Source organism: Okeania sp., from assembly GCF_035285525.1.
In the GTDB taxonomy this organism is placed as follows: Bacteria; Cyanobacteriota; Cyanobacteriia; order Cyanobacteriales; family Microcoleaceae; genus Trichodesmium.
This window is the reverse complement of record NZ_JAYKGW010000040.1, coordinates 1-12,147: the sequence shown is the minus strand read 5'-3', so window position 1 is coordinate 12,147 and position 12,147 is coordinate 1. Positions and strand designations below refer to the sequence as shown.

12 protein-coding genes are annotated in these 12,147 nt (G+C 39.5%); 6 read left to right on the top strand and 6 right to left on the bottom strand.

The genetic code is table 11. The features are described from left to right. Positions 1-37: 37 nt before the first annotated feature. Positions 38-904 (bottom strand): hypothetical protein, encoded by an 867-nt coding sequence (locus tag VKJ25_RS04610; RefSeq protein WP_324235449.1) that lies wholly within the window; start codon positions 902-904, stop codon positions 38-40. A gap of 109 nt (positions 905-1,013) precedes the next feature. On the opposite strand from VKJ25_RS04610, the gene VKJ25_RS04605 reads away from it, so the two are divergent. The 3 genes from VKJ25_RS04605 (at position 1,014) to VKJ25_RS04595 (ending at position 4,220) form a co-directional block, all read left to right on the top strand. Next, on the top strand, positions 1,014-1,775 hold the full coding sequence (locus tag VKJ25_RS04605) for a DUF1995 family protein (RefSeq protein WP_324235448.1): 762 nt from the start codon (positions 1,014-1,016) through the stop codon (positions 1,773-1,775). A 220-nt stretch (positions 1,776-1,995) separates the two neighbouring features. Then, a complete protein-coding gene (locus VKJ25_RS04600; RefSeq protein WP_324235447.1) occupies positions 1,996-2,742 on the top strand; it encodes a metallophosphoesterase family protein in 747 nt (248 codons plus the stop codon). A gap of 758 nt (positions 2,743-3,500) precedes the next feature. Beyond that, positions 3,501-4,220, top strand: coding sequence for a TrmH family RNA methyltransferase (locus VKJ25_RS04595; protein ID WP_324235446.1), 720 nt, complete (start codon positions 3,501-3,503; stop codon positions 4,218-4,220). 183 nt (positions 4,221-4,403) lie between these two features. Here the strand turns inward: VKJ25_RS04595 and VKJ25_RS04590 are convergent, their stop codons facing one another. Then, positions 4,404-5,141, bottom strand: coding sequence for a hypothetical protein (locus VKJ25_RS04590; RefSeq protein ID WP_324235445.1), 738 nt, complete (start codon positions 5,139-5,141; stop codon positions 4,404-4,406). 85 nt (positions 5,142-5,226) lie between these two features. Between VKJ25_RS04590 and VKJ25_RS04585 the strand changes: the two genes are divergently transcribed. Beyond that, on the top strand, positions 5,227-5,928 hold the full coding sequence (locus VKJ25_RS04585) for a pentapeptide repeat-containing protein (protein WP_324235444.1): 702 nt from the start codon (positions 5,227-5,229) through the stop codon (positions 5,926-5,928). Between the two features lie 48 nt (positions 5,929-5,976). Here the strand turns inward: VKJ25_RS04585 and VKJ25_RS04580 are convergent, their stop codons facing one another. After that, the gene (locus tag VKJ25_RS04580; protein ID WP_324235443.1) at positions 5,977-6,330 is read right to left on the bottom strand and encodes a DNA/RNA non-specific endonuclease; all 354 of its coding nucleotides are present in this window, start codon (positions 6,328-6,330) and stop codon (positions 5,977-5,979) included. Between the two features lie 110 nt (positions 6,331-6,440). Here VKJ25_RS04580 and VKJ25_RS04575 point away from each other — a divergent pair, with 110 nt between their 5' ends. After that, positions 6,441-7,076, top strand: a complete 636-nt coding sequence (locus VKJ25_RS04575; protein ID WP_324235442.1) for a pentapeptide repeat-containing protein — start codon at positions 6,441-6,443, stop codon at positions 7,074-7,076. A gap of 34 nt (positions 7,077-7,110) precedes the next feature. Here the strand turns inward: VKJ25_RS04575 and VKJ25_RS04570 are convergent, their stop codons facing one another. After that, the gene (locus tag VKJ25_RS04570) at positions 7,111-7,593 is read right to left on the bottom strand and encodes a hypothetical protein (protein WP_324235441.1); all 483 of its coding nucleotides are present in this window, start codon (positions 7,591-7,593) and stop codon (positions 7,111-7,113) included. Positions 7,594-7,665: 72 nt separating this feature from the next. Here VKJ25_RS04570 and VKJ25_RS04565 point away from each other — a divergent pair, with 72 nt between their 5' ends. Next, on the top strand, positions 7,666-8,382 hold the full coding sequence (locus VKJ25_RS04565; RefSeq protein ID WP_324235440.1) for a pentapeptide repeat-containing protein: 717 nt from the start codon (positions 7,666-7,668) through the stop codon (positions 8,380-8,382). Between the two features lie 77 nt (positions 8,383-8,459). On the opposite strand, the gene VKJ25_RS04560 is transcribed toward VKJ25_RS04565, so the two are convergent. Then, positions 8,460-11,909: a DNA/RNA non-specific endonuclease gene (locus VKJ25_RS04560; RefSeq protein WP_324235439.1), complete on the bottom strand. Its 3,450-nt coding sequence runs from the start codon at positions 11,907-11,909 to the stop codon at positions 8,460-8,462. Then, the gene (locus VKJ25_RS04555; RefSeq protein ID WP_324235438.1) at positions 11,906-12,034 is read right to left on the bottom strand and encodes a hypothetical protein; all 129 of its coding nucleotides are present in this window, start codon (positions 12,032-12,034) and stop codon (positions 11,906-11,908) included. The genes VKJ25_RS04560 and VKJ25_RS04555 overlap by 4 nt, the downstream gene beginning before the upstream one ends. Between the last annotated feature and the right edge of the window lie 113 nt (positions 12,035-12,147).

Here is a 12,147-nt window from a genome sequence, read left to right as displayed (position 1 = left end):
TCAAGTATTTTGGCAAATATGAAATCCACCCAATTAACTAAACAAAATTAATCCTCAAATTATCTAGAGATGGTAAGTTTTCTATAATCGCAATTAAATCTCCCGATTGGATAGATATATTCACCGAGTTATTAATAATTTCCAGACTATAATCATCTAAATTTCCTGATAATTGAATTTCGTCGAAATCGACTTCAAAGTTTTTAATTAAAGCAAAATCGAAACTTCCCAACCCAACATAAAAAGGCGATTCTTGAGAAAAACCCAGTATGAATTTGTCTGTTGTTCCTACTCCAAAACTACCAATTAATACATCAATTTCTCCCACACCAAAACTATTAGGAATTATTTCATCATTTACCAAATCATATCCTAGAGTATTAACACCAATAATTCTGTTATTGTTGCCAAAAGCAGTAATAATATCATTACTATTAGTACCTGTAAAAAATCCTATCCGTTCAGCTTCAAATACTCCAAACTGAAGGTAATGTTCCCAACCAGAACTTAATTCTCCTCTATTGATAGCAACATTAACCTCAGGATAAAATTCCAGATAAATCTCTTCATTGAAACCTCCACCTTCTTCCCCTATTGCCAGAGTAGTTGCACCACCCTCCTCTCCCAATGCCTCAGTTGTCATACCATCTCCACCTTCTTCCCCTATTGCTAAAGTAGTTGCATCAGGAAAATCGCCACCTTCTTCTCCTAATGCTAAAGTAGTTGCACCACCTGCTTCTCCTAATACCTCAGTTGTAAAACCATTTCCACCTTCTTCTCCTATTGCCAGAGTAGTTACAGGTTCCATGGAGTTATTAACTGCATAATTTCCTTCAACTTGACTAATTTGTAAATATTCTTTTAGTTCCTCAGTTGATTTTTCAAAAGGATGATTTTGTGTCATATTTTTTCCCAGTTTAACTATATACTTAGTTATGGTTATGAAAACTAACGAAGATATTTTTTTTTAATCTTCTGTCAATCACAATATATTTTAGTAAATATTAAGATAGATGACTAAATTACCCAATGATATAAACGAAGCGATCGCCCAGGCAATGGAGGCTACAAAAGCAGCTCTTCAAGATGGTCATAAAAGACTCCAAATTGAAATAATTGTTCCAGATATCGAACTTCAAGCTCAATCTTTGGCAAAACAATTTATTCCTGCTTTACTAGAAATAGGTACTCAGCTTAAAGTCTTTTTTCCTGACACTGGAGCAGCAGCTTTAGCCAGACGAGATTGGCAAGATGCCACATTTAAAATAGAAGATATTGGCACAAGTAGGTCTCCAGTTGACCAAAAAGTTCAACCCGAAGACCAATGTTTTTTATTAATAGCTCCTTCTGCTGTAGAAGTGGCCCAAGCTGAAAAATTGTCTAATCTGGCTGGCGATCGCCCAGTTATTATGTTGATCCCTAAATTAGAGGATGTATCTATTGTGGGAATTGGTTATGCCGCACGTCAAGTTAGGGAAAGATTTATCAAAACTATTGAATCTTGCTATTACATCAGGTCTCTAGGTGAGGCAGCATTATATCGTTGTTATCCTTCCCCCTGGCAAATTTTGCTCTTAGAAAATGGCCAGTATAAATTAATTGCAGAAAGACCACAGAAACCACTCGGAGATGAAGTAGATATAATTTTAGCTGAAGCTACTGGTGCAACTAATGCAGATAACTCTACTTCGTCCTCTGAGACATTAACTGCTCCGCCAAAACGGAAAAGATTATTAACAGAAATTCAAAAGTTTTTGCGTGCTTTAAGTAACTAAGTTTTCAGATAGATTGAAAGTTTAGAGGGTATTTTGAGTCGGAAAATACCCTGAAAAACTATATGGTAAAATGTAATAGTTTAGTTGAATATTAGGTACTTTAATTAAAGTTTGGTAACTAAAACTTGATTAAATTTTAACTCTGCTAAAATTTGTAATTTTGTCTACCTTAATAAACAGGAAAATTAAAGTGCGATAGTAGAAATTATCAGTAACAAAAATGAAGAATAGACGTATTATCATTGGAGATATACATGGGCATTATGATGCCTTAATCACTTTGTTAGAAGCGATAGCTCCTGGCAAAGACGATATGGTATATTTTTTAGGAGACTTAATTGATAGAGGTCCGAAAAGTTCTCAAGTGGTAGAATTTGTCAGAAAAAGCCCTTATCAGTGTATTTTAGGGAACCATGAACACATGATGATTCAAGCTCTCTCAAATACAGGAAATAAACATAATAAGCATGAAGTATGGCAAGGTTGGTATCACAGTGGTGGCCTCGAAACTGTGGAAAGTTATCGAGATACAGGAATTATGCCTTATGATGATTTAGAATGGATGCAATCTCTACCTCTATATCTAGACTTAGGAGATATTTGGTTAGTTCATGCCGGGATTAATCCCAAACTACCTATTAAAATGCAAGCTTCCCAGGAATATTGTTGGATTCGCGATCAATTTCATTCTATGGAAAAACCCTACTTTTCTGATAAATTGATTATTGTAGGTCACACTATAACTTTTACTTTCGATGATGTTGAACCTGGTGAATTAGTTTCTGGAGAAGGTTGGCTAGATATTGATACCAGTGCATATCATCCTCGAAGTGGTTGGCTAACAGGATTAGATGTTGATAATAATATTATTTATCAGGTGAATGTGAAGAATAACCAAACCAGAAAAGTCCCCTTAGAGGAACTGGTAAAGCCTTATAAAGCCAGGAGAAAATTAATGAAAAAATGAAAATATTTTTCTCAATGAAAACAAACAAAGAAGAACAACTTCAACTCAAAAATCATCAGTAATAATATAGCAATCAAAAATGACTTATGAGATATTTAAGAACGATTAATATCAATCAAAAACATTTCATATTTTGACTTCTAGCTCCTGAATTCTAACTCCTAAATTACCACTAAACTCTCACAAATGAAATATGATTGCTATAATTTTAAATATTCATTTATTAGATTAGATCAATATGATGAAGCTATAAACTGCAAATATTGAAGTCAATTATTATCATTTTCATCAATTTCCTAACAGTTTGTTTATAGTGCTATAAATTTAGCTTTTTCCTGATTTTTAATCTATATTTATTATTGCTGATATGCTAAATAGCAGTTGCAGCAAAGGGCGCGGACATTTTAAATACTGAAACCCTTTCTTCCTTTCTTAGGGTACTGTTCCCTGTTCCCTAGGACGCATCGCTGTATAGTTAGAGCTTACCGATAAAATATTAAATAATTTATAAATAAAATAAAGGTTTGAAGAATTTTAGGTACTAAAAAAGTACCAAATTTTCGGTTAATAAAGCCGAAAAGAAAAAATTAACCTAAACGGGGAATTATGACAGAAAAACTAAGGGGCAATTATAAATGAGAACCTCTTTTACAACTACCCTAAATCCTAATTATTAGCTACTTCCTACTCCCTACTCCCTACTCTCTCCCCTAACAAAATGACTTTTGAGCGCAAACCCTAGTTAATATTAATGGTGCATGAAACTACAAGAAAAACAAGAATTAATTACTTACTTAAGTAACTTTGCCAGTGTCGCCCGTCGGCAAAAAATTTTATCAGTTTTACAGCAACGAACCCGCTACATTACTGTTATTTTAGAAGATATTTATCAACCCCACAATGCTAGTGCCGTCCTCAGAAGTTGTGATAGTTTTGGTGTACAAGATGTGCATATTGTAGAGAATAAAAATATTTTTACAGTTACTCATGGTGTAACCATTGGTTCAGATCGTTGGCTAACATTACATCGTTATAATCAACAAGGCATAAATAATACAGATGAATGTTTGCATAAATTAAAAAGTCAAGGTTATACAATCGCAGCAACAACTCTCTATCAAGAAGAGATAACTATTGAACAATTATCTGTCAACAAAAAAGTAGCATTAATGTTTGGTTCAGAAATTAGTGGTTTATCAGAATATGCTCAAAACTATGCAGATGTATTAGTAAAAATTCCCATGATGGGATTTAGCGAAAGTTTTAATATTTCTGTTAGTGTTGCTCTATGTTTATATGATGTAATTAACCGCCTCAAAAAAGAACATCATAATTGGGAATTAACTGAAGCAGAAAAATTAGATTTAGAATTAGATTGGTTGCGCAAATCTATTAAAGCAGGAGAACTTATTGAGAAGAAATTTTTCTTCTTGAAGGAAGAAGAAAGAAGGAAGAAAAAAAGAATAAATCATTCGTGAAAAAAATTGTAGGGATTTGGTCTCCAAACCCTCTACCAACTACAAACTTTCCCTCTTTAAGAAACAAGAAATCATTCGTGAAAAAACTGTAGGAGTTTAGTCTCCAAACCCTCTACCAACTACAAACTTTCCCTCTTTAAGAAACAAGGAGAACCAGATATGATATATATCATGTCCGGATAATCAGTTATAAAAAAACCTTATCCCAAAGAACCTTTCTTTTCCTTCTGCCTTCCTTATCAGTCCCTGGTCTGCGAGAAATGGGTTGCCATTAGGACCGGATAAATCCACAAAATTATCCCATGGCAGTAAACCCTCATTTTGCTCAAACACGCTCACAAATAGGTTGATCTCTTCAATTTCATCAGGATACTCAAACTCCCATTTAAACTCTGGTAAGAGGTCTTCAGTTGTAGATGTTGGCCCTGTCAAATCCAACCAATCACCACCAGTAATCGCAATCCCTCGTGGATTCCCTCCAATCGCCACCGGACCCCTGGTCGTATCATCGGGCACTCCAAACACAAACTGATTACGCGGCCTGTCCTCTTGCAGAATCTCAAAATCAGCAGCTATACTAATATCCGGATTAATATCATCAATGGGCACAAACTCAAAATCATTCTCCGTCACCATCCGTGCCGTACTCTCATCAAAAAATGGAGAACCCACACCCCGGTCTAAAACATCAATCTCATAATCCCCTGGGGATAACAACGTCTCGATTATCTCCTCCACATCAAAAATCAGCACATCACCGCTACCACTCAAATGGGGATTAGAAACATACAAATACTTATCATCATTACTCAACACCAAATCGTGAGTTAAATGGTCTGGAAGTGGTCGAGTCGCTGCCACCAACTCAGGATTCTCACCTAATGGGTCTTGGATGATTCCCACATTACCACTGTTAAGCACTACAGCAGGGTTATCAAAATCATCAGATTAGGAAGAATTGGATATACTGAAGATGACGATCTAATCTAAATTTAGGAGAGTAACTATGACACGCATAATGCAGATAACAACTAAAAAATTACTGGAGCGATATGCAGCAGGTGAAAGAGATTTTTCTGGGCTGGAGTTGCAAGGGGAACACCGTTCGGAAGGTCTCCAACTAAAAGGGGCACACCTTCCGGGAATCAATTTTAGTGGTTCTAAACTCAAGTTTGCTGTATTAGATGATGCTAATCTTGAAGGTGCTAATCTCAGAGGTACTGAATTGTGGAACTGCGAGCTATCTGACGCTAACCTCAAGGGGGCAAATCTCAGGGGTGCTGAATTATATGATTGCCGTCTATCTGACGCTAATCTCAACGGATCAGACCTTCAAGAAGCCAATATTTTGGAGAGCTTTTTTGATATGGCTTGTCTGGTAAATGTCAATCTAGAAGGAACCGTGTTGTTTTATTGTGGCTTTGATAGAGCGAACCTAGAACGAGTAAACCTCTGTGGGGCAAAGATTGATAGATGCGTTTTTGAGCAATGTAATTTCACAGAGGCTATCTTCGTAAGAACGAAAATTTGCGGAAGTGGCTTTGACTATACCTGCTTTCAAAATGTACGGTTTGAAGACTGTGACGGTTATGATAATTATGCTGAATTTGCTGACTTTCGCGGAGCAAGTTCTGTTCTGATTCTCGAATACTACAGGCAAACTATCATGCCCGACGGAAGCGTTGTTACTTCCGACGGGATTGATTAGTGATAGCTCTTCAGTAAACTGAGGTGACTACTCGCATTTCCATAGATTTTATGGTTTCGATTGTAGAGGTAAAGTCAGCTCGCTCGAATCATCTGCCTGAATAACCTGTTGAATCTCCTGTGGTAAATCTGAGAAAAAGTCATAACCCGTAATCTCTTCAAGGTAATTTACATTAACTCGCCAATTTGGCCAGTGTTCCCAGTTAGCGACTTGGCGCGTCTCCCCGCCTGGAAGTTGGACAGGCCCAGTCTTACCAGCAGGAGGCCGACGATTTGGTGTAATCAAAGCAATAACTTGGGTATTGGCATCAATGTCAGAAAGGCTTTGACCAGGTTCGAGGACTGTGGCAATCTTCCAGGTGAAATCGGGAACGGGAATCTGTTTTGGATTAGTCCGCCCCACAAGGGTTTGATTGTTAGGAACTTGCGATGGTCTGATTGTTACTATACTGAGGCTTTTTAATCAAATAATTGTATAGTTGATAATGTAGAATCTCTATTGGAATACAAATTATGAACGCGGAAGAATTGCTCAGACGTTACAGTGGTGGAGAAAGGAATTTTACTGGTGCTGACTTAAGAGGGATCGAATTAAGAGATTGTCATCTTGAAGCAGCTAACTTTACCAACGCCGACTTCACTCAAGCTAAACTGTACAGAGTGAAATTCAAAGGAGTAAATTTAAGTTGCGCCAATTTTACTCAAGCTAGATTAAGGTATGCGGAACTAGAGGAAGTAAATCTAAATCACGCTAATTTGACGGAAGTTTCTTTTGATGCCTATCTAAAAAATATTAACCTGGAAGAAGTCAATCTTAAAAATGCAAGATTAGGAAACATAGAAATTAGTAATGCTAACATGAAGAGAGCTAATTTAGAAAATTCCTGCCTTGTGGAGGCTTCTTTACTCCAAGTCAACCTTGATGAAGCCTTGTTAATAGAAGCCAATTTAGGCCAAGCAATGTTCCAGGATGTTAGCTTGAAAAATGCTAATCTGGAGAGGGCAATTTTTTGTGAAACTAGCTTAGGAAATGTCGATCTGACTGGAGCCAGGATCGCTGGCTCCAATTTATGGTCTGAGTGCATTATTGACACTATTACTACTCCCGAAGGAGAGTATATTAAAGACTATTGGAAAATTTTAGTTTAGGGGAGGCAAACTCAAAAGCATCTGGTCTCAAGCATCAAAGCTCTACTTGCCCGTTTTCATCAAAAAAAGCATAATTCTTTTTATACTTCTCAAACCAACTTCTTTTTTTGTTCAAAGAAATGCGCACCTGTGAAATCACTCCCCTGTGCGGAATGCTGAAATTATTAATAGTAAAATTATAGATTAAGTCCTCAAATTGGGCATGGATACCAAAAGTGGAGTAAGAATCTTCGTCTGGACCATTTTGAACAAAAATTACCTTGAAATCCTTGGTTTCCTGGAGTCGCCACCAATAGCTAAAGGGAGGATAAAATTGCTGCATCTCTTCAAGAAATTGTTCTTTTTCTGAAGTCTTAATAACGGCAATGGTGGGAGTAGGTAGGGGGCTATACTCTCCATCCCACAGCACTTGAATTAAATCGTCGGTTTCATTTCCATCCACGACAGTTCCCCATTTAGCGTCAATGCGCCAGAGGCGTTCGTCTTGATTGAATTTACGGCTCGTTTTCTCGATCATGGTTCTAGTTAATATATTTACACTAAAAGGAAAAGCTCCTAAAATTGTATCAATGAGTTGTCAAAGAAAATTATGGATGCAAAAGAACTACTTAGATGCTATGCCCAAGGGCAAAGAGAATTTAGAAATACTCCTCTTGTCAATCTCGATCTCGAAGGGGTTGACTTGAGCGAGGCCAAATTTTTGAGTGGGATTGAAAATAGCAACTTTAAAGGAGCTTGTTTGAGAGGAACCTACTGTAGCGTCAAAAATAGCAACTTTGAAGGTGCTGACTTGAGCCAAGCCAGGTTTAGTTCGATTAAAAATAGCAACTTTGAAGGAGCAAACTTGAGCCAAGCCAGATTGGATTGGATTGAAGACAGCAACTTCAGAAGAGCTTGTTTGAAAGAAGCCAGCCTAAGTGAAGGCGCTTTTGAAAGATGCGACCTGGAAGATGCGACTCTTGAAGGAGCTGTCTTACTTGGCTTGTTGAATACAAATTTAAAGAGAGCTAATCTTAACGGGTGTCGTTTCATGTCTGAAGGTAATATCCAAAACTGCAATTTTGAAGGAGCAACTTTAAGAAATGTGCAAATGATGGATATTACCATTGAAAACTCTAATTTCCGAAACGCCGATCTCCAAGGAATGACTGGAAACGAGATTTACTTTATGAATGTCGATTTCAGAGGTCTGATCAATTTTGCTTCCCCTTCTTTTGAGTATATTCAACTTCACCACACCATTTTGCCCGACGGGAGGCTTGCGGTAGATGCTTATTTAGATGGCGAAGCCTTTGGAAAACTCTAAGCATCATACTGAAGCCTAAGTTAAGCGTGGCAATCGGTAAAGCGATTGCCACCAAACGAATTTGAATTTACAACTTCCTAAGCAAGGAACAACTCTCTGTTGGTTCTTGGTTCGATAATGTTTTGGATGTCCCGGGGCACCTCCGAGAAAAAGTCGTAGCCGGTTATATCTTCTAACTCCCTGACGCTGATAGCGTACTGAGTCCAATCACCCACAGAGTTACTGTCAATTGTTAATTCCGTGCCATTGGGCAATGGTATCCGATAAAACTCAGTGTCCTCTATTGTTACCGTTGGAAATCCCCTGGGGTCAGCATTGGGGAAGATAACGGCAGTTACAGGGGTGTTCTGCGTGATGTCGGCTGCTCCCTGACCGGGATGCAAAGGTACGAAAACCTTCCAAGTGTAGTCAGGAACTCCTATTTGTTTGGGATTGGCAATCCATTCGTTAGAGCCACGTAAGTTGATTACAATTCTGTCATTGCTATCTTGAACGTACTCCCATTCCCCTGTCTCTTCATTTTGTTGCGTGGCAACAAAGTTTTGGACTACTCCTGGAACTGGATTTGGATGATTTTCAAAAGGATGTCCTGCTGGATACCTGATATCGTCTCCCCTTGGTCCTTGCCGAGTGGGGTCGTAACCAACTCCACCAGCAATGATATTAAACTCAAGATCGCTATTACCTTCAACCGCAAGTCTGGTTTCTCTTTCGAGCCGGAACCAAGGTCCTGCGGTTCGGTTAACGAATGAAAGTTGCGGGAGCATATTTGTTGTTAGATAAGTTGAAAAACCATCTTTAAAGCTGCGAGTTCGATAACTTACTGGAACCATGTGACCGCGATCGAGACGTCGAGGAGTAATTTGGTTATTCATCAGGTAATCAACCCCTTGGGTTTTTACCCAATTTTCGGGAAGCTCGTCATCTAAAGACCATGGAAAACTGTTGCGACTTACAGGACTAAAAGTACCATCAACAGGTCGAACGCCATCAGGATAATCGGGGAAATTGTCATCAAAGCCTGGGGGAAAGAGATCGTTATACCCTTCTGGTGGTGTGCGTGGTTCTATATCTATACGATTTAACCCTCCCAACCAAGACTGATTGAGCTGCCAACTCACCCAATTAGGACCTTTAATCGCATCGTTGTAAGACAAGGAATACTGTGGTTTTTCAATCAAATAATTCTCGCGGTGAGTATTTTCTGAAGGTTTGGCAAAACTGGGATTGCCTAACATCAAATGTTGACTTTTGAAGAAGACATTATCAAGATAAACTGGACTACTACTGCTACCTAAGTCGAATCTCAGTTGAGCAGACTTGCCACGCAGTTCGTCAGGGATTTCTATATGGAAGGTTTCAAATCCCTCTTGACCGTAATCTATCTGACGAGTGTAGGGATCGATGTATTGTCCGTTAACAAAGTCATAGTAACCCACTGCATTTTCACCTCGTTCTGCTGGATTTTGCGCTTTGTAAGTAAATGTCGGTGTCAAAGGCTGCCAGTTAGTTGAATCGCTGGCTCTGATGAAGGTTCTGATACTGCTAGTAGGTAAACGTGGATTTGAGGCAGCGTTAGGAACGTGTAAATCGAAGCGCAGCACACCCTCGTCGGGAACCACGAAGCGATTGTGGGTAATAGAATCCCCTGGTCGGAGTTGCAACGCATAATCTGTCTGATACTCCTTTGAAGTCGGATCGTTACCTACATTTTTCAAGTGTTCTGTCAAGGTACTCACACCTTTCAAATCCACTAACTGTTTTGTCATTATTGCCGACCCACCACCATGAAAAGACCATCCCGGAATAGCTTGAGAAACACTCTTACGAAACGTACCTTTAGGATTAAACACCGCATCAAAATTACCATTGAACAAAGTCGGCACAGCAAAATCACCCCGCATCTGCGCGTCATAAGTATTATCAAAATCAACAGGCACTTTATCTACACCAGTTTGAGTCCGCAAATCTTTACCCCCACCCAGCACTGAATAAAACCAACCCGTACCTATACCTTCACTCGGTGCATCCTCAGCACTATCATTAAAACCTGCTTGCTTGTGGTCTGGTCTGTACCACGGAGTGACTCGCGGTTTATTTGTCACCCCTTCTCCATAGGAAAACGAGCTATCGAAAAACTGCTCATAACGCCCATCACTCCGTTGACGATAAATCCCATGCTCATCAGACTGCTCATTATTGGGAAAATTAACCGACTCCAAATCTACAGTTCCCGCATACCAACTAGGTACTCGTGTATGAGTTCCTCCCAAACCATAAAACGGATCGGTTTCCCTGGTAAAACCTGCTCGACTGCGGTTGTAGTCAGGTTCATTCTTATTAGTACCTAAGAAAACCGACAGATCGGGTTCCCCTAATAAGGGAGCATTAGGATTGGGAGATTCTGATCGCCACCCCTGTCGTGGGAACTCCAACCCAGTTGCTGTCTTACCAGACTCGGTTGCTGGCAGATTAGGAATATCTCGACCTGCTGGAGTCAAAGAATTAGCTAGTAAATTAGGAACAGTTTGATAATAATTATCGGCAAAAGTCACATGATCCCAAACCTGAACTTTTGGCTCCCGGAAATCAGTAAAACTATTTATCCCCAACAACGACAACCCTGGTTGGTCAAAATCATGGGGGTCTAAGGTCGTCATCTGTAAGTCTCCTTGCCCCGTTCCCGGTTTACCTCCCGCTTCGGGGAAATAAGTACCCAAGCGTTGAACGATTTCACTATTAACAACAGTACCGCGACTGAAACCAATCAAGTGTAGGGGAGAACTCAGAATAGGTCCTTGTGTGGTATCGCTATTTTCATCCATCAACAACTGGTCTAACTGTACCAGGGAGGCAAATAAAGAATCCGCAGCAGCTTCAGAAAAACCAGAATCAGGAATGCTCGAATCATGAGACCAATCTGCCAGCAGTACCACTGGAGTTTGAGATTCTAGATAATTAATTTGGCCTGGGGCAGGATTTTCCGGTGCGATAAATTCTCGTAGCTCGGCTAAATAATTATTGCCAGAGGGTGAAAACAACACTTGTCCCTGTTCGTTCACAGGAACCCAGTAACCAGTGGCAGGTTCATACCTTAAAATCAACCCATCAGTATCGGAATCCAGATTAGCAATACCGTCAGCTAGGTCGTAGTAGCGTTCGGGAACTCCTGAAACTGTTCCGGGAAACTGGAAACCGTGAGTTAATAAGCTGACGCTGTGGAAAGTATCGTCGCCATTTAATGCAGGTGGAATCTCTGTGGTCAACTCACCAAACTCTAATTCTGGGTGTAGTTCGTTTTCGGAGAATGTTTCTACTGCCCAATAATAAGTCTGACCTGCTGTTAGGGTTCTATTTTCAGGAATAGTGAAGCTAGTATTGGCACCTTCAATCCAGGTTTTACCGCCATCATAAGTCCACTTACCGATACCATCATCAGGGTCTCTTTGCCAAGTTGCTGTGAGAATCCGGTTAGGATTAAAATCATCCTCTTGCCCATAGAAAGATACATTCCAAGGTTCGCTCAACTATCCCCAGTTATGGCCAACGACTCTGGGCGATCCACTCCATCAACACCTACAGGAATCTTAGCCAAGGCTAAATCTTCGCTGCTAGTATTGTTAACCACAGTTTCAGGATTGCTAGCATCCACTACCGATAGACTATCCGCTCCTGCTCAAGCCGTAAATACATATTCCGCCTCATTTTCTAACCGTAAGACATTGCTCTCAAATTCAATAGGTTCGTAAACAGGTTCAGTTCCAT